The sequence below is a fragment of the Bordetella hinzii LMG 13501 genome (genome assembly GCF_001548475.1).
GTDB classification, from domain to species: domain Bacteria; phylum Pseudomonadota; class Gammaproteobacteria; order Burkholderiales; family Burkholderiaceae_B; genus Bordetella; species Bordetella hinzii.
This window is the reverse complement of the sequence record NZ_LRUJ01000021.1, coordinates 1-16,715: the sequence shown is the minus strand read 5'-3', so window position 1 is coordinate 16,715 and position 16,715 is coordinate 1. Positions and strand designations below refer to the sequence as shown.

Sequence of the window (16,715 nt, the reverse complement as noted above, 5' to 3'; positions counted from 1 at the left end):
CAAGGAAACCCGCATGGACACCCACCTCGCCGCCACCGTCGCCGACAATGGCGAAGCCGTTGGCCTGAACAACACCCATCTGGAGCCCATCTCGCCCGACGGCACGCCGGAGCCCGGCAGGCGCTATGAGGTCCCCGCGCGCCATGGCCGCGCGGTCCGCCTGGCGCGCGGCCAGGTGATCCGCATTGTCAATACCCATGGCAGCCAGGTCTGCGATACCTGGGCCTTCAAGAGCGACGACCTGAGCGAGTTCATGTCCATGGAGCATGCGCGCGCGGCCATCGACCGCATCATCCCCAAGGCGGGCGACGCCCTCTACAGCAACCGCCGGCGCAGCATCATGACCTTGCTGGCCGATACTTCGCCCGGCGTGCATGACACCCTGATGGCCGCCTGCGACGCCTATCGCTATCGCAACCTGGGGGTGGAGCATTATCACGACAACTGCGCCGACAATATGCGCCTGGCGCTCAAGGCCATCGGCCTGCGGGCCCGCGAGGTGCCGCAACCGCTGAACCTGTGGATGAACATTCCCGTGGGCCCGGATGGCGGCGTCCAATGGCTGCCCCCGGTCTCCAAGGCGGGCGATTATGTCGACCTGCGCGCCGACATGGATTGCGTCGTGGTGCTCTCGGCCTGCCCGCAGGACATCGTGCCCATCAATGACAACCGGCCGGTCGAGATCCATTTCTCGGTATTGGCCTGAGCCGGGCGCCGCCATGACGCCTCCATCCGCTTCCCGTCCACGGCCGCCCGCGCCGCCCGACGTATCCATGCAGCCCGCGCTGGGCACCCGGATCAAGCATGCCCGCCGGGTGCACGGCCTGACGCTCAAGGCCCTGGCGCAGGCGGCCGACTGCTCGGAAAGCCTGCTGTCGCGCATCGAGCGGGGCCAGGTCATGCCCTCGCTGGCCAATCTGCACCGGCTGGCGCGGGCGCTGGACACCAACGTGGCCGAGCTCATGGCGGCCCACGCGCCGCCTTCGTCGCCGGTGATCCGGCAGGGCGACAGGCCCGTCATCGAGTTCACCAGCGCGCGCGGCCGCAAACCCGGCGTCAAGCTGGAACGGGTCATCGTGCCCATGCGCGGCCAGCTGCTGCAGGCCGACATCCACCAGCTCGAGCCCGAAGCGGAGAGCCTGGAAAAAATCTCGCACGCGGGCGAGGAGATGGGCTATGTGCTCGAAGGCGAGTTCGAGCTGCACCTGGGAGAGGCCGTCCACCACCTGCGCCAGGGAGATTCCTTCTACTTTTCCAGCGAGGTGCCGCACAGCTATCGCAACCCGGGCCGCGCGATGGCCCGGGTGCTGTGGGTCAACACGCCAGCCACCTTCTGACCACCAGGATGCCTTCATGAGTACTGACATCACGATGCAAGGCCTGCCGCGCTACAGCGGCATGCCGACCTTCATGCGGGTGCCCCAGGCCGCGCCCCAGGACGATTTCGACATCGCGCTGGCGGGCGTGCCCTTCGACGGCGGCGTGACCCTGCGCCCGGGCGCGCGCTTCGGTCCGCGCGAGATCCGCAACATGTCCAGCATGACGCGCGCCATCCACCATGTGACCGGATTCAATCCCTTCGCCGTGTGCAAGGTGGCCGACATCGGCGATGTGCCGTTCACGGGATTCGGGCAGCTGGAAGCCGCCCATGAGGATATCCGGCGCTTCTTCGCGCCGCTTTTCGCGGCGGGCAAGAAGGTGCTGGTCGCCGGCGGCGACCACTCCATCACCTTTCCCATCTTCCAGGCCATCGCGCCGCGCCAGCCCCTGGGCATGGTTCATATCGACGCCCATACCGACACCTGGGACGAACACGCCGGCTCCAAGTTCAGCCATGGCTCGCCCTTCCGGCGCGCCGTCGAGGCCGGGCTGCTCGATCCCAGGCGCACCATACAGATCGGGATACGCGGGGCGCAGAACACCGACGAGGGCTGGCGCTACTCGCTGGACCACGGGATGCGCGTGGTGTTCATCGAGGAGTTCGACGCCGCCGGCGTCCAGGCCATCGTCCGCGAGGCGCGGCGCGTGGTGGGTCCGGGGCCGGCCTATCTGTCGGTCGATGTCGACGGCCTGGATCCGGTCTATGCGCCCGGCACCGGCACGCCGGAGATCGGCGGGCTGTCCACGCGCGAGACGCTGGCGCTGCTGCGCGGCCTGGACGGGCTGGATTTCGTCGGCGCCGACGTGGTCGAAGTCGCGCCGCCCTATGACCCCAGCGGCAACACGGCCTTGCTGGGCGCCACCCTGATGTATGAATGCCTGTGCCTGCTGGCGCGGAGTCATGCGCCGGCAGCGGCCTGAGGCGCCCGGCGGCCTCGATAGGGGCCGTTTGTTTTTTGCTGGCGCCGGACGCCGCCTTCCGGCTATTCCGGCCGATGCCGTCTCCCCCGGGGCTCACTCCGCCTTCATGTTGGCGCTCTTGACGATGGCCCCCAGGCGCTTGTCCTCGGCGGCGATGAAGGCCTTGAACTTGTCCACGCTGCCGGGGATGGCCTCGTAGCCGGCGTCTTCCAGCTGCTGCTTGACCTTGGGGTTGGCCATGACGTCGGCGATGGCCTGGTTCATGGCCTGGATGATGGCCGGCGGCGTGTCCTTGGGCGCGTACAGGCCACCCCAGTGGGTGATGTTGATCTGCCCGAAACCCTGTTCGGCGGTGGTGGGCGTGTCGGGCAACAGCGGCGAGCGGTGGTCGGCGGTGGCCGCCAGGGCGCGCACACGTCCGGCGCTGACATAGTTGCGCACCGAGACGGCGGCCTCCGAGGCCGCGTCGACCTGGCCGCCCATCAGGGCCGTGGAGCTTTCCGAGCCGCTCTTGTAGGGCACGACCGTGACCGGCACCTTGAGCGCCTGGCCCAGCATCTCGGCCACGAAGTGGCCGGTGCTGCCGGTGCCGGCGGTGGCGAACAGGATAGGATGCCTGGCCTGGCCGGCCTGCTGTTGCCAGTCCTTGAGCGAGCGGATCTTGCTGTTGGCATTGACCACGATGACCGAGGCCGATTCGAACAGCAGGCCGACCGGCACCAGGTCGCTGTCCTCATAGGGCATCTTGCTGCGCAGCATCTTGTTGGTGATGGCGCCATTGCCGGCCACCAGGAAGGTGTAGCCGTCGGGCGCGGCCTTGGCCACCATGTCCGAGCCGATGATGCCGCCGGCGCCCGGCCGGTTGTCGATGATGACGGGCTGCTTGAGGTGGTCGGACAGCCCGGTGGCGAAGATGCGGGTCATGTTGTCCAGCTGGCCGCCGGCCGAGAAGGGCACGACCAGGCGCACGGCGCGGTCCGGCCAGGGCGCGGCCTGCGCCAGCGAGGCGGCGGCGAGGCCGGCGGCCAGCGCGAGCGCCGACAGGGAGGTCTTGAATCGGTCGAGGTTCATCTTGTCTCCTGTTTATGGATATGAGGGAAGAACGCTCAGCGCGTCTCCTCCAGGGCCTGGCGCAATACCGCGGGCAAGATGCCGCCCGCGCGCCAGATCTCGATCTCGTGCGCATTGTCCAGGCGGCAGAGCAGGGACAATGGCCGGGGCGCGCCCAAGCCCCGGATCAGGCAAGCCACCGTGCCCCGGGGAGCCAGGGAAGCGGGGATGTCCAGATCGAAAATCTCCGTGCCGTCCAGGCCCAGCGTCAAGCGCGTGACGCCCGGCGGCAGCTCCAGCGGCAGCACGCCCATGTTCACCAGGTTGGAACGATGGATGCGCTCGAAACTCTCGGCCACGACCGCCCGCACGCCCAACAGGCGCGTGCCCTTGGCGGCCCAATCGCGCGAGGAGCCGTTGCCGTAATCCTTGCCGGCCACGACGATCACCGGCACGCCGGCGTCGCGGTACTGCATGGCCACATCGTAGATGGGCAGCACGGCGCCGTCGGGCTGATGGCGGGTGGCGCCGGCCGGCCCCTGGGGCAGCAGTTCGTTGACCAGGGTGGGCTGGGCGAAGGTGGCGCGCATCATCACGCGGTGGTTGCCGCGCCGCGCCAGATAGGTGTGCAGGCCATCGGCGGGCACGCCCAGCGACAGCAGATAGCGCCCGGCGCTGGAGGCGGGCGGAATCTCGTTGGCCGGCGAGATATGGTCGGTGGTGACCGAGTCGCCCAGGACGAGCAGGGCGCGCGCGCCCTCGATCCGCACGCGCCCCGTGTGCGCGGGCACGTCCAGATAGGGCGGGCGGCGCAGGTACAGGCTATCGGCGTCCCATTGGTAGCAGGCGCCGTCGCCGGCGGGCAGGTCGCGCCAGGCGCGGTCGCCCTCGAAGACGTCGCGGTAGCGCTCGGTGAACAGCCCGGGGCGGACATGATCGGCCACCACGGCGTCGATCTCGGCGTCGTCGGGCCAGAGCTCGGCCAGCATCACGGCCCGCCCGTCTTCGCGGGCGCCGACGGCTTCGCGTTCCAGGTCGCGGGCGACGGTGCCGGCCAGGGCATAGGCCACGACCATGGGCGGCGACACCAGGTAGTTGGCCCGCGCCAGCGGATGGACTCGGCCGGGGAAGTTGCGGTTGCCGGACAGGACGGCCGCCACGCGCGTGCTGCCCGCGCCGATGGCCGCCTCTACCTCGGGCGGCAGCGAACCCGACAGGCCGGCGCAGCTGGCGCAGCCATAGCCCGCCGTATGAAAGCCCAGCGCATCGAGGTCGTCCTGCAAGCCGCTGGCGCGCAGATAGTCGGTCACCACCCGCGAGCCGGGCGTGAACGAAGTCTTGGTCCAGGCCGGCGGACGCAGACCGAGGGCGCGGGCCTTGCGGGCAAGCAGGCCGGCCGCCACCAGCAGGCGCGGGTTGGAGGTGTTGGTGCAACTGGTGATGGCGGCCAGCACCACGGCCCCTTCGGGCAGGGCCGCGTCCGGGCGGGCGGGCAGGGCGGCGGTGGCGCGGGCGAAGCTGACGGGCACCTCGGCCAGCGTCATGCGGTCCTGGGGCCGGCTGGGCCCGGCCGCCACGCGGCCCAGGCGCGCCAGGTCCACCTCCACCAGGCGGCTGTAGGCGGGCGGGACCGGGCCGCGCCACAGGCCCGCGGCTTGCGCATAGCGCCGCACGGCCTCGACGTGGCCGGGGCTGCGGCCGGTGCGCGCCAGATAGGCCAGCGTCTCCTCGTCCACGGGGAAGTAGGCGCAGGTCGATCCATATTCAGGCGCCATGTTCGACAGCGTGGCGCGGTCTTCGAGCGACAGCACGCCGTCCAGCGCCTCGCCCGTGAATTCGACGAACTGCGCCACGACCTTGGCTTCGCGCAGGATGCGCGTGAGGTTGAGGACCAGATCGGTGGCGGTGATGCCGGGCGCCGGGCGGTTGAACAGCCGCACGCCGACGATCTCGGGCGCGCGCAGGACCAGCGCATCGCCCAGCATGGCGGCTTCGGCCTCGATGCCGCCCACGCCCCAGCCCAGCACGCCGAGGGCATTGATCATCGTCGTGTGGCTGTCGGTGCCCACCAGGGTGTCCGGACAGGTGACCGCCACGCCGCCGGCCGTGCGCACCGCGGTGGCGACGTCGGCCAGGTATTCGAGGTTGATCTGGTGCAGGATGCCCTTGCCCGGCGGAACCAGGCGCAGGTTGTCGAAAGCGTCCTGGGCCCATTTCAGGAAGGTGTAGCGCTCGCGGTTCTGGTGGTACTCGCGCGCCTCATTGGCCTGCCGCGCGCCGGCGTGGCCGCTTTCTTCGGCGATCAGGGAGTGATCGACGATCAGGTCGGTCGGGATCAGCGGGTTGATGCGCCGCGGGTCTCCGCCGCGCGCCCGCAGCACGTCGCGCATGGCGGCCAGGTCGATCAGGCTGGGGATGCCGCTGACGTCCTGAGCCAGCACCCGCGTCGGGTGCAGCCAGACGTCGGCCGGCTCCGCGGGCGCGGCGGCATCGGCGTGATAGGTCCGCAGCAGCGCCAGCGCGCGCGGGCGCTCGCGGTGGGCGGCGCTCTCGTGGCGCAGGGCGTTTTCGATCAGCACGCGCGCCACATAGGGCAGGCGGTCGGCGCGCAGCCCGTGGTCGGCGGCAAAGGCCGGCACGCTGAAGTGCCGGCCGTGCGCGGCTTGCGGGTCAAAGACCTGGAGATAGGGATCGGTCACGATGGTTTCGCCGGTCTTCATGGTCATTGTCCGACGGGCCGGGCCGCGTACAGGGCGTCCAGGCGCTGTTCATAGGCGAAGTAGCCGATGCTCTCATACAGTTCCATGCGCGTCTGCATCTGGTCCAGCATGGCGCGTTGCGTGCCGTCGCGGCGGATGGCTTCATAGGTGCGCTGCGCGGCGCGGTTCATGGCCCGGAAGGCGGACAGCGGATAGAGCGCCAGCGCCACCTGGGCGGCGGCCAGCTCCTGCACCGTGAGCAGCGGCGTCTGGCCGAACTCGGTGATATTGGCCAGGATGGGCGCGGGCAGGGCGCGGGCGAAGCCGCGGAAACTCTCCAGGTCATGGACGGCTTCGGGGAAGGCCACGTCGGCGCCGGCCTCGATGCAGGCGGCCAGCCGGTCCAGCGCGCTCTGGCGGCCTTCGCTGGCCAGCGCGTCGGTGCGCGCGATGATCACGAAGTCCGGATCGCTGCGGGCGTCGACGGCCGCCTTGATGCGGTCGACCATTTCCGCCAGCGTCACCACCTCTTTATTGGGCCGGTGACCGCAGCGCTTGGCGCCGGCCTGGTCCTCGATCTGCATGGCGGCCGCGCCCGCCGAGATGAGCGAGCGGGTGGTGCGCGCCACATTGAAGGCCGAGGCGCCGAAGCCGGTGTCCACGTCGACCACCAGGGGCAGGGGGCAGACATCGGTGATGCGGCGCACATCGGTCAGCACATCCTCCAGGCCCACGATGCCCAGGTCGGGCACGCCCAGCGAGCCCGCCGCCACGCCGCCGCCAGAAAGATAGATGGCCCGGAAGCCCGCCTGCTGCGCCAGCAGGGCGTGATTGGCGTTGATGGCGCCGACGACCTGCAAAGGCTGTTCGGCCTGCATGGCCTGGCGCAGGCGCAGGCCGGCGCTGGCGGGCAGGGCGTGTTCGGAGAAAGGCAACATGAAGCACTCCATGGGGGGATGATGTTCCCCATCCATGCAAGATATATGCCAACCGCCTTGTCCCGGGGAAAGGCCGGCTGGGCAGGGGCGGGGTATTTCAGGATTGAAATCACGGCATTGCAATGCTGAAATGCAGGCCCATTCTCCGCCGCCGGAACCCCATGCTGACCGCTCCCGCCGAGTCCGAAGTCGCCGCGCTGCCGCGTATCTGGGCCGTCGCCGTGGCGCGCATCGCGCGCAGCTTCGCCCAGATCCTGCCCAGCTATGCCGAGCGGGGCGAGTTCAAGCTGATCGAGGCCGGCTTCGATGCGGCGGCCATTGCCATCAATGAGGCCGCGCGCCAGGGACGGGTCGATGCCGTGGTGGCCGCCGGCCTGAACGGCAGCTATCTGCGCCGCCACGTGAGCGTGCCGGTGGTGCAGGTCAAGATCAGCGGCTTCGAGGTCATGAACGCCCTGGCCACGGCGCGGCGCATCTCGCCGCGCATCGCCCTGCTGGGCCAGCATGCGCAGTATCCCGCGCTGCAGACCTTCATGCAGACCTTCGCGGTCGATATCCCCGTGCGCACCTACCTCGACCAGGACGACGCGCTGGCCCAGGCCAAGCAGCTCAAGGACGAGGGCATCGAGGTGCTGGTGGGGTCGGGCCTGATCGTCGATTATGCCGAACGCATGGGCCTGGCCGGCGTGCTGGTCTACACGCTGTCCACCGTGGCGGCCTGTATCGAGGACGCCATCGAGATCACCCGCCTGCAACGCATCGAGTCCAGCCGCCGCGACTATCTCAACGCGGTGCTGGCCAACTTGGACGAAGGGGTGGCCGCGGTGGACGCCGCCGGCCATGTGCAGGCGCTCAATCCGGCCGTCGAGCGGCTGCTCGGCATCAGCGCGGCCGGGCTGGCCGGCCGCCGCCTGGAGGAAATCTCGCCCGCGCTGTCGCTGGACAAGGTATTGCGCAGCGGCCAGCGCGAAGCCGAATCCGTGCACCGGCTGGGCGGCAAGATGGTGGTGGTCAACCGCATCCCGCTGGCCACCCGCGCCGGCCTGTCGGGCGCGGTGCTGACACTGCAGGAGGCCGGCGCCATCCATCGCGCCGACCGCAACCTGCGCACCCGCGCCCGCGCGCGCGGCAAGACGGTGCGCTACACGCTGGACGACCTCTACGGCGTGTCACGGCCGCTGGAGAAAGCCCGCATGCTGGCCCGGCGCTACGCGCGCGTGGATTCCACCGTGCTGATCGGCGGCGAAAGCGGCACCGGCAAGGAAGTCATGGCCCAGGGCATCCACCAGGAAAGCGCCCGCCATCATTTTCCCTTCATCGCCGTCAATTGCGCTTCGCTGCCCGAGACCCTGCTCGAGAGCGAACTGTTCGGCTACGAGGACGGCGCCTTCAGCGGCGCGCGCCGCGGCGGCAAGCCGGGGCTGTTCGAGTCGGCCCACAACGGCACGCTGTTCCTGGATGAGGTCGGCGACATGCCGCCGGCCTTGCAGATCCGCCTGTTGCGCGTGCTGCAAGAGCGGCAGGTCATGCCCGTGGGCGGAAGCGAAGCCGTGCCTGTCAATGTGCGCATCATCGCCGCCACCCATCGCGACCTGTCCGCCATGGTGGCCGCGGGCGCGTTCCGGCAAGACTTGTTCTTCCGCCTGAATATCCTGCGCATCGACATGCCGACGCTGCGCGAGCGCCGCGAAGATATCTGGCTGCTGGCGCAAAAGCTGTATGGCCGCGCGCGGCAGAACCTGGGCTTGACGGGCGAGGCGCCCTTGCCCGCGGCGGTCGAGGCGGTGTTGCTGGGCTATGGCTGGCCCGGCAATATCCGCGAACTCGAGAACGTATTGGAGCGCCTGGCGGTCTTCCTGGCCGAGACGCCCGCGAACCTGCCGCCGGCGCGGCTGCGCCAGATCGTGGCCGACGTGGCGCCCGAGCTCGTCCGGGACACCACGCCGGCCCCGCCCGCCGCTTCGGCCATGGAGGGCAACCTGGCCGAACATGGCCGCCGACAGCAGGCGGCCCATGTGCGAGAGGTACTGGCGCGCTGTGGCGGCGACCGGCGCGCCGCCTGCGAGGTCCTGGGCATCAGCCCGACGACGCTCTGGCGGCGTCTGCGGGCAGGCTGAGCGGCCTGGCGGGCCGGCCCTTACTTCGTCAGGCTCAAGCCCTGCGCGACCTTGCCCAAGGCGGTGTACTCCTGTTCGATCTGCTTGCGCAGCGCCTCGCCGGTCACGATGGTGACCTGCTCGCCGGCCTCCTCGACGAAGCGGCGCGTGGCCGGCGCCTGCGCGGCCGTGGTGAAAGCCTGTTCCAGCACCCGGATACGCTCGGGCGGCGTCTGCTTCGGCGCCAGGATGCCGCGCCACAACAGCGTCTGCTCCTCGCCCAGGCCCAGCTCGTTCAGGCTGGTGGCCTGCGGCAATGCCGCCACTTTGTCGGCCGAGGTCAGCTGCAGGCATTTGACCTTGCCGTTCTTCACATAGGGCAGCACGGGCGGGATCGAGCCCACGTACAGATCGATATGGCCACCCAGCAAGGCCATGAGGGTGTCGCCGGCGCCGTCGGTGCCGAAGGAATAGCGGTTGGGCGCCTCGCGCAGCGTCTTCATCAGCGCCTTGCCGTCGTCGGCGGCGAAGCTGCTCTGCACGCACATCACATAGGGCGCGCTGGTGAGCTGGGCCACGGGTATATAGTCCTGCAGGGTGTAGGAGACCGGCATGGTATGCGGGGCCACCGTCACCGGGCCCAGCCAGACGCCGGCCACCGTGTTGCCGTCCGGCGCGGAGCGCACCATTTGCGTGACGCCAATGCTGCCGCCGGCCGTGGTCGGCACGATAAGTTTGTTGCAAATAAAGCCGTCAAGGGGTGTCACTCATTGGCCGGAGCAAGGTGAAACCGCCAAGGCCAACGGTAAACCGCCTCCTTGCGGCAGATGTCGGGCGAGGCGGAGAGGGAGGGAGGGGCAGGGGGAGGAGCGATGGGCCGCGCACCGCCGAACCTGCCGGCGTCGCGCTCGCCACGGCGAATCGGCGGCGCTCACGCCCGGGCATCGCGCCCGGGCGGAGCTTAATGTCCAGCCGGAAGAGACAGGCCGGCGGTGCCGGGGTTCTGCGCCGCCGGGTTCGCGGATAGCCCCGACCACCCCAGCAGGCCCAGGTAGCCCCCGACCGCCAGAATGAGCAGGCTGGACAGATAGGGCGCCCGCCGCGCGAAGGTGTTCAAGCCCGGCAGCCGGCGGCTGGCCTGGCGCGCGCCCAGGGCCGCGACCACGCCGACCGTGACCAGCGTGATGGCCAGGCCGATGGAGAAGCACAGCACCAGCACCGCGCCCAGGGTGAATGCCTTGAGCTGCAGGCACAGCAGCAGGACGGTGATGGCCGCGGGGCAGGGGATGAGACCCCCCGTCAAGCCGAAGAGGGCGATCTGCCGATGGGTCACGTCGCGGTTGGCGAACCGCCGGCGGATGTCGCGGGCGTGCGCCCGCTGGTGGGCGTCGGTATGGCCGTCGTCGTCGGCGTCATGGTGATGCCCGCCCCGGTCATGGACATGCCCCGCGTGGTCGTGCGGGGAGTGGTCGTGCGCGGAGTGGTCGTGCGCGTGAGGGTGGACATGCGCCCCGGCATGCTGTTCGCGCCAGGTCCGATAGAACATCCAGGCCGCGATGGCGGCGACGATCACACCGGAAGCCAGCTGGAAATACGGTTCCAGCGCCTGCGGCGCCACGCCGCGCCAGAGATACATCCCGCCCAGGCCGATGCCCCATACGACGAGGGTGTGGGAAAGGGTCGCGGTGAGGCCCAGCAGCACGGCCTGCCAGACCGTGCCGCGGATCGCCACGATGAAGGCCGCCATCATGGTCTTGGAGTGGCCGGGCTCCAGGCCGTGCAGGGCGCCCAGCAGGATGGCGCTGGGAATGAACAGCCAGGCGTGCGCGGCGCCTTGGGCCAACAGCGCGGAAAACGACAGCATGGGTAAGGGCTCTCAGAGGTATTTGGTGATGGCTTTGAACTCGTCGATGGCGCGCTGCCTGTCCGCCCCTGCGCCGCCCACCGCCTCCTGCAGGCAGTGGTCGACGTGGTCCCGGATCAGGATTTTCTTGGCCTGCGAGATCGCCCGTTCGACCGCGTGCAGCTGTTGGGCAAGCTCCAGGCAGCCGCGGTGGTCCTCCATCATTTGCAGAATGCTGCGCAAATGGCCCTCGGCCCGCTTGAGGCGCTTGGCGACGGCATCGTGATGGGTGTGGGGGTCGCTCTTCATCATGCCGCCATCATATCCCCGGGGGGAGGATAGGCAGCCGGAAAACCCTGGCGCCGCCCCGGCCTTGTTGCTTTTGTTGGGCTTGAAGAGTACGCTACAAAAACGTTAAATACTCTACATAACGATAGCCCGGCATGGACTGGTTAGCCTTGATTCTTTCGATGCCCACGGAAAACGCCGCGGCGCGCATGCGCGCCTGGCGCGCCCTGAAGTCCTGCGGGGCGGCCGTGCTGCGTGACGGCGTCTATCTGCTGCCGTCACGCGGCGGCAGCCGGCAGACGTTGGAAACGATCGCGCGCGAGGTCCGCGATAGCGGCGGGACGGCCTATCTGGCCGATGCCGCGTTTGCCGAGGAAGATCCGGCGCGGCTGCAGGCCCTGTTCGACCGGTCGGCCGAGTATGGCGAGCTGATGGCCAAGGGCGTCGAGCCGCTGCGAAGCGCGCTGTCGCCCGATACCGCGCTGGAGACCCTGAAACAACTGCGCAAGCTGCGCAAAACCTATGTCCAGCTGGCCGAGACGGACTTCTTTCCGGGCGAGGCCCAGCGCCAGGCCGATGCGGCATTGCGCGAACTGGAGGAGGGCGCGCATCGCGCCCTGTCGGCCGACGAGCCGCATGCGCTCGATTCGCCCATCGTGCGGTTGCGGGTCGAGGACTACCAGGGCCGGACCTGGGCGACGCGCGCCCGGCCCTGGGTGGACCGCTTGGCGAGCGCCTGGCTGATCCGGCGCCGCATCGACAAGGATGCCCGCATCTTGTGGCTGGCGTCGCCGGCCGACTGCCCCCGGACGGCCGTGGGCTTCGACTTCGACGGCGCGAGCTTCTCGCATGTCGGCGCCAAGGTCACGTTTGAGCACCTGGCGGCCGCCTTTGGCCTGCAAAGCCGTGGCATCGACCGGCTCGGCGCCATCGTGCATTTTCTGGATGCCGGCGGTGTGCAGCCCGCCGAAGCCGCCGGGGTGGAACAGATTCTGGCGGGTCTGCGGGCCACGGTCGCCGACGATGACCAACTGCTGGCGCTGGCCAGCGGCGTCTTCGATGGGCTGCTGGCCAGCTTCGAGAAGGAGGGCGGGGCATGATGAACACGCGGGAGACGGCCGTGGCCGCCGGCGCGCCCGAGGACAAGCCGCTGGAGCGGCCCGGGCCGGTCAGCTTCCGGCAGGCGCTGTGGTTCTGGCTCAAGCTGGGCTTCATCAGCTTCGGCGGCCCGGCGGGCCAGATCGCCATCATGCACACCGAACTGGTCGAGCGCCGGCGCTGGATCAGCGAGCGGCGATTCCTGCATGCCCTGAACTACTGCATGCTGTTGCCCGGACCGGAGGCGCAGCAACTGGCGACCTATATCGGCTGGCTGCTGCATCGGACCTGGGGCGGGGTGGTCGCGGGCGGATTGTTCGTCCTGCCTTCGCTGTTCATCCTCATCGGCCTGTCCTGGATCTACATCGCCTGGGGCGACGTGCCCGTCATCGCCGGGCTGTTCTACGGCATCAAGCCGGCGGTGACCGCCATCGTCCTGCATGCGGCCCACCGCATCGGATCCCGGGCCCTCAAAAACCCCGTGCTCTGGAGCATCGCCGCCGCGGCCTTTGTGGCGATCTTCGCGCTGGCACTGCCATTTCCGCTGATTGTCGCCATCGCGGCCTTGGCCGGCGCCGTGGGCGGCCGCCGATGGCCGGCATACTTCCACGCTGGCGCGCGCCATGGATCAAAGGCCCAAAGCCATGGCCCGGCCTTGATCGACGACGACACGCCCTCGCCGGAACACGCCCGTTTCCGCTGGGGCCGCCTGATCGGCGTCCTGGCCGTCGGCGCGGCGCTGTGGGGCCTCCCGATGGCCGTCCTCACGGCGCTTGGCGGATGGCAGGGCGCCTACACCCAGATGGGCTGGTTCTTCACCAAGGCCGCCTACCTGACCTTCGGCGGCGCCTACGCCGTGCTGCCATACCTCTACCAAGGCGCGGTCGACCACTACGGCTGGCTCACGCCCGTGCAGATGATCGACGGATTGGCCCTCGGCGAAACCACCCCGGGCCCCCTGATCATGGTGGTTGCCTTCGTCGGCTTTGTCGCCGGCTACGCGCATAGCCTGCTCGGCCCGGAGCTGCTGTTCGCCGCGGGCGCCGTGGCCGCCGTCATCGTGACCTGGTTCACCTTCCTGCCGTCCTTTCTATTCATCCTGGCGGGCGGCCCGCTGGTCGAGGCCACCAAGGAAGACCTGACATTCACCGCGCCCTTGACCGCCATTACCGCGGCCGTTGTCGGCGTCATCCTGAACCTGGCGGTGTTCTTCGGCTATCACGTGCTCTGGCCCCAGGGGCTGGCGGGGCCGTTCGATGCGCTGTCGGCGCTGATCGCCCTGGGCGCCGCGCTCGCGCTCTTCAGGTTCAAGCGCGGCGTGATCGAAGTCATCGCGGCCTGCGCCGTCATCGGGCTGGTGGCGAGGCTGGCCGTGTGAGGACAGCGGGATGGGGGTGGATAGGGCAAGCGGCGGCTTCGGGCGGGGGCTTGCCAAACCACGCAGGGCGGACCGGGCTTCCGCCATCTCCGTTACTTTACATAATATACATTATGCGTATTTTGACGGTCGCCAGGGGACAAGACGGAAAAGCCGCCAGGCCGTGGCGGAATTTTCGAATATGGCCGGGCCGCGGCACTTGCCGCGGCCCTGTCCATCACCTCGGGACGCCGGCTGCGCGACCTGCCCGGCCAGGAGATCCGCGAACAGATGCGGGCCTTGGGCAGCAGCCTGTAGCCGGCGCCTAGGTCCGCGTCGCCAGGCGGTTGCGCATGGCTTCGACCGCCTGCTTTTCCTCCGGCGCAAGCGCCACGATGGCCTCGCCCTGGCCGTCTATGCCCATCTGTGCTTCGCGGTCGCTGACATACTCGAACATATCGTCGCGGTTCCAGGGGCCGCGCATATCGCCCTCGCCTTGCGACATATTGAAGTAGGTATTGGCGTAGCGCGGATCGCCGGGCAGCTTGCCCGGGGGGAAGTTGGGTTCGATGGCATGCAGGGCGCGCTCGAAGGACAGCTGGTGCGAGACTTCGCGCGTCATGAGAAAGGTCAGCGCGTCCTTGACGCCGGCGTCGTCGGTGGCGTTGATGAGGCGCTCGTAGATGATCTTGGCGCGCGCCTCGGCGGCGATATTGGAGCGCAGGTCGGCCAGCGGGTCGCCGATGGTGTCGATATAGCCGGCGTTCCAGACCTGGCCGCCGGAGTTGGTGAGCGCCGGGCCGCCGCCATAGAGGACTTGAGTCAGGTGGGAGTCGTTGCCCGGGCCTTGCAGGCGCCGGTAGAGGTCGGCTTCTTTTTCGGTGGCTTCGGCCTGCACGCCCTTGGCGCCCTTGTTGAGCATGGCCACCAGGGAGCCGATCACCTCGAGATGGCTGAGCTCTTCGGTGGCGATATCGATCAGCATATCGCGGCGGCCGGGGTCGTCTTCGGCCAGGTATTGGGTGAAGTAGCGACAGGCGGCCGCCAGTTCGCCTTGCGGGCCGCCGAATTGTTCCAGCAGCAGGTTGGCCAGTCCCGGGTCGCCGCCGGCGACGCGGACGGTGTATTGCAGGCGTTTGTTGTGCGCAAACATGGAAGGCTCCGGTGTGGGTGGAAGAGCCGGGTGGGCCAGCAGGTGGCGTGCCTGCCCGGGCACGCGGCTTGCCGCCGCCTGCCCTGCTCCGGACTCCCTGTCCGGATCCCGGTTCATCGGGGACCGGGCCCGCACGGAGAACCATCGATGAACAAACTCAAACTCAAGCCCCTGTCCGAACAGGTGATCGTGATCACCGGCGCCGGCAGCGGGATAGGCGCGGCCACGGCCAAGGCGGCGGCGCGCGCCGGCGCGCGCGTGGTGCTGGCCGGGCGCGACGAGGCCGCGCTGGGCGAGGTCGCCAAGGCCATCCACGCCGAGGGCGGCGAAGCGATTTCCGTCGTGATGGATGTGGGCCGCCAGGAGGATCACTCGCAATTGCTGCAGCGCGCGCAGGAGTCCTTCGGCGCCGTGGACACCTGGGTCAACAATGCGGGCGTGTCCATCTTCGGGGACCTGCTGACCGTGCCGCTGGAGGACCAGCGCCAGCTGTTCGAGACCACCTACTGGGGCGTGGTCTACGGGTCGCTGACGGCCGCGGCCTATCTCAAGGAGCGCGGCGGCGCGCTGGTCAATGTGGGCAGCGAGGTCTCTGACCGGGCCATCCCGCTGCAGGGCGCCTACTCGGCGGCCAAGCATGCCGTCAAAGGTTTCACGGACGCCTTGCGCATGGAATTGCGCACCCAGGAGGCCCCCGTCAGCGTGACCCTGATCAAGCCGGCCTCCATCGACACCGGTTTCACGCGCCATGCGCGCAACTATATGGACGTGGAGCCGACCCTGATCCCGCCAGTCTATGCGCCGGAACTGGTGGCCGACGCCATCCTGTACGCCGCCTGCACGCCGGCCCGCGACGTTTATGTGGGCTCGGCGGCGGCGATGATGGGGTCCCTGGGCCAGCGCGTGCCGGGCGTCATGGACCGCCTGGCCGGGTGGATGACGCGCCGCCAGCGCAGCGATGTGCCGGCCACGCATGATGGCGACGCCCTGTACGAGCCCGGCCTGCGCACCTCGGCGCCCCGCCCTTCCAACGTGCGCCGCCATAGCGTCTACACCCAGCTGCGCACCCATGGCGGCGGCATGTTGTGGGTGGGCGCCGGCGCCCTGCTGCTCTTGGGAACCGCGATGACGCGCCGGCGCTAGGCGGCTCAGTCCTTCTGTTTTTGCTTGGCCGACACCTTGCGCTGGAGCTCCTGGCCCATCGCGAGGTGTTGCTTGAGCTGGGGCAGCACGCGGGCGGCGAAGGCCTTGACCTCGGCGTCCTTGGCCTCGCGCGCGGCTTTGTCGAAGAGTTCCACCGCGTCCTTGTGGGCCGAGACCGCGATGGAATCCGCATAGGCTTCGTCAAAACCGTCGCTGCGCAGGTCCAGCCCCTTGAGCACGCCCTTCTGCATGAGGGACGGCTCGCCGGGGATCTCGACGCCCTTGTTGCGCGCCAGGCCGGCCAGCTCCTGCGCCACCTTGCCATGGTCGTCGATCATGCGCTGGGCGAAGGTCTTGATGTCCAGGTTGGCCGATTTGCGCAGCGCCATCTTGCTGCCTTCGATCTCCAGATGGCCGGCCTGGGCCGCGTTGGACAGGAAATCGCGGTCTTCGGTCTCGATGTTATGGGCGGAATTGACCGGGCCGGCGTCGGGCTTGGCCGTTTGCGCCTGGCTGCTTGGCGGGGCGGCCAGCATGGCGCCCAGGAACAGGAGGGTCGTGGCTTGGTGAAATGCGCGCATGGAAGTTCTCCCTGAGAAGGCCCCGCGACGGCGCCGCGGGGCCGGATGGTGGCGACGCCGGCCTCAGCGGGCCGGACGGGTGTCCTGGCTGCCGCCCGAACCGGCGGCGGCGCCCGAACCGGGCTGGCCTTGCTGCTGCGGCGCGCCGGCGCCGGCGCCCGGCGCGGG

General features: G+C 69.3%; 15 protein-coding genes. 7 read left to right on the top strand and 8 right to left on the bottom strand.

Translation table 11 applies throughout. The features are described 5' to 3' along the window. Nucleotides 1–13: 13 nt before the first annotated feature. Genes AXA74_RS14480 through speB form a run of 3 tightly spaced genes read left to right on the top strand, consistent with a single transcriptional unit; the run spans nt 14 to nt 2,301 of the window. The gene (locus AXA74_RS14480) at nt 14–706 is read left to right on the top strand and encodes a DUF1989 domain-containing protein (RefSeq protein WP_029581017.1); all 693 of its coding nucleotides are present in this window, start codon (nt 14–16) and stop codon (nt 704–706) included. A gap of 13 nt (nt 707–719) precedes the next feature. Further along, on the top strand, nt 720–1,337 hold the full coding sequence (locus AXA74_RS14475) for a cupin domain-containing protein (RefSeq protein ID WP_080700152.1): 618 nt from the start codon (nt 720–722) through the stop codon (nt 1,335–1,337). Between the two features lie 16 nt (nt 1,338–1,353). Beyond that, on the top strand, nt 1,354–2,301 hold the full coding sequence (speB, locus tag AXA74_RS14470) for an agmatinase (RefSeq protein WP_032970178.1): 948 nt from the start codon (nt 1,354–1,356) through the stop codon (nt 2,299–2,301). Between the two features lie 93 nt (nt 2,302–2,394). Here speB and AXA74_RS14465 read toward each other — a convergent pair whose 3' ends face one another. Genes AXA74_RS14465 through prpB form a run of 3 tightly spaced genes read right to left on the bottom strand, consistent with a single transcriptional unit; the run spans nt 2,395 to nt 6,988 of the window. Beyond that, entirely contained in the window at nt 2,395–3,372 is a 978-nt protein-coding gene (locus AXA74_RS14465) for a tripartite tricarboxylate transporter substrate binding protein (RefSeq protein ID WP_032970180.1), read from the bottom strand. A gap of 35 nt (nt 3,373–3,407) precedes the next feature. Then, the gene (gene acnA / locus AXA74_RS14460) at nt 3,408–6,071 is read right to left on the bottom strand and encodes an aconitate hydratase AcnA (RefSeq protein ID WP_051593946.1); all 2,664 of its coding nucleotides are present in this window, start codon (nt 6,069–6,071) and stop codon (nt 3,408–3,410) included. Between the two features lie 2 nt (nt 6,072–6,073). Further along, nucleotides 6,074–6,988, bottom strand: coding sequence for a methylisocitrate lyase (prpB, locus tag AXA74_RS14455; RefSeq protein ID WP_029581012.1), 915 nt, complete (start codon nt 6,986–6,988; stop codon nt 6,074–6,076). 161 nt (nt 6,989–7,149) lie between these two features. On the opposite strand from prpB, the gene prpR reads away from it, so the two are divergent. Continuing rightward, the gene (prpR, locus tag AXA74_RS14450; RefSeq protein WP_051593945.1) at nt 7,150–9,105 is read left to right on the top strand and encodes a propionate catabolism operon regulatory protein PrpR; all 1,956 of its coding nucleotides are present in this window, start codon (nt 7,150–7,152) and stop codon (nt 9,103–9,105) included. A 20-nt stretch (nt 9,106–9,125) separates the two neighbouring features. Here the strand turns inward: prpR and AXA74_RS14445 are convergent, their stop codons facing one another. The 3 genes from AXA74_RS14445 to AXA74_RS14435 form a co-directional block, all read right to left on the bottom strand. Further along, nucleotides 9,126–9,851 (bottom strand): tripartite tricarboxylate transporter substrate binding protein, encoded by a 726-nt coding sequence (locus AXA74_RS14445; RefSeq protein ID WP_126623581.1) that lies wholly within the window; start codon nt 9,849–9,851, stop codon nt 9,126–9,128. 194 nt (nt 9,852–10,045) lie between these two features. Continuing rightward, nucleotides 10,046–10,948: a nickel/cobalt efflux transporter gene (locus tag AXA74_RS14440; RefSeq protein WP_051593944.1), complete on the bottom strand. Its 903-nt coding sequence runs from the start codon at nt 10,946–10,948 to the stop codon at nt 10,046–10,048. 12 nt (nt 10,949–10,960) lie between these two features. Further along, nucleotides 10,961–11,239, bottom strand: a complete 279-nt coding sequence (locus AXA74_RS14435; protein ID WP_126623580.1) for a metal-sensing transcriptional repressor — start codon at nt 11,237–11,239, stop codon at nt 10,961–10,963. A gap of 131 nt (nt 11,240–11,370) precedes the next feature. On the opposite strand from AXA74_RS14435, the gene AXA74_RS14430 reads away from it, so the two are divergent. Both AXA74_RS14430 and chrA read left to right on the top strand, forming a co-directional pair. Next, the gene (locus tag AXA74_RS14430; RefSeq protein ID WP_032956514.1) at nt 11,371–12,315 is read left to right on the top strand and encodes a chromate resistance protein ChrB domain-containing protein; all 945 of its coding nucleotides are present in this window, start codon (nt 11,371–11,373) and stop codon (nt 12,313–12,315) included. Continuing rightward, complete coding sequence (gene chrA / locus AXA74_RS14425; protein WP_223850534.1) at nt 12,312–13,691, top strand: chromate efflux transporter; 1,380 nt, start codon at nt 12,312–12,314, stop codon at nt 13,689–13,691. The genes AXA74_RS14430 and chrA overlap by 4 nt, the downstream gene beginning before the upstream one ends. 304 nt (nt 13,692–13,995) lie before the next feature. On the opposite strand, the gene AXA74_RS14420 is transcribed toward chrA, so the two are convergent. Further along, nucleotides 13,996–14,823, bottom strand: coding sequence for a manganese catalase family protein (locus AXA74_RS14420; protein ID WP_032956528.1), 828 nt, complete (start codon nt 14,821–14,823; stop codon nt 13,996–13,998). Nucleotides 14,824–14,970: 147 nt separating this feature from the next. Between AXA74_RS14420 and AXA74_RS14415 the strand changes: the two genes are divergently transcribed. Continuing rightward, the gene (locus AXA74_RS14415) at nt 14,971–15,966 is read left to right on the top strand and encodes an SDR family oxidoreductase (protein WP_029580988.1); all 996 of its coding nucleotides are present in this window, start codon (nt 14,971–14,973) and stop codon (nt 15,964–15,966) included. Nucleotides 15,967–15,971: 5 nt separating this feature from the next. Here AXA74_RS14415 and AXA74_RS14410 read toward each other — a convergent pair whose 3' ends face one another. Next, nucleotides 15,972–16,547 (bottom strand): DUF4142 domain-containing protein, encoded by a 576-nt coding sequence (locus tag AXA74_RS14410; protein ID WP_032956515.1) that lies wholly within the window; start codon nt 16,545–16,547, stop codon nt 15,972–15,974. Nucleotides 16,548–16,715: the final 168 nt, after the last annotated feature.

Coding starts and splice junctions, on each gene's coding strand:
- AXA74_RS14480 (WP_029581017.1), top strand. CDS start 14: ATGGACACCCACCTCGCCGCCACCGTCGCCGACAATGGCGAAGCCGTT.
- AXA74_RS14475 (WP_080700152.1), top strand. CDS start 720: ATGACGCCTCCATCCGCTTCCCGTCCACGGCCGCCCGCGCCGCCCGAC.
- speB (WP_032970178.1), top strand. CDS start 1,354: ATGAGTACTGACATCACGATGCAAGGCCTGCCGCGCTACAGCGGCATG.
- AXA74_RS14465 (WP_032970180.1), bottom strand. CDS start 3,372: ATGAACCTCGACCGATTCAAGACCTCCCTGTCGGCGCTCGCGCTGGCC.
- acnA (WP_051593946.1), bottom strand. CDS start 6,071: ATGAAGACCGGCGAAACCATCGTGACCGATCCCTATCTCCAGGTCTTT.
- prpB (WP_029581012.1), bottom strand. CDS start 6,988: ATGTTGCCTTTCTCCGAACACGCCCTGCCCGCCAGCGCCGGCCTGCGC.
- prpR (WP_051593945.1), top strand. CDS start 7,150: ATGCTGACCGCTCCCGCCGAGTCCGAAGTCGCCGCGCTGCCGCGTATC.
- AXA74_RS14440 (WP_051593944.1), bottom strand. CDS start 10,948: ATGCTGTCGTTTTCCGCGCTGTTGGCCCAAGGCGCCGCGCACGCCTGG.
- AXA74_RS14435 (WP_126623580.1), bottom strand. CDS start 11,239: ATGATGAAGAGCGACCCCCACACCCATCACGATGCCGTCGCCAAGCGC.
- AXA74_RS14430 (WP_032956514.1), top strand. CDS start 11,371: ATGGACTGGTTAGCCTTGATTCTTTCGATGCCCACGGAAAACGCCGCG.
- chrA (WP_223850534.1), top strand. CDS start 12,312: ATGATGAACACGCGGGAGACGGCCGTGGCCGCCGGCGCGCCCGAGGAC.
- AXA74_RS14420 (WP_032956528.1), bottom strand. CDS start 14,823: ATGTTTGCGCACAACAAACGCCTGCAATACACCGTCCGCGTCGCCGGC.
- AXA74_RS14415 (WP_029580988.1), top strand. CDS start 14,971: ATGAACAAACTCAAACTCAAGCCCCTGTCCGAACAGGTGATCGTGATC.
- AXA74_RS14410 (WP_032956515.1), bottom strand. CDS start 16,547: ATGCGCGCATTTCACCAAGCCACGACCCTCCTGTTCCTGGGCGCCATG.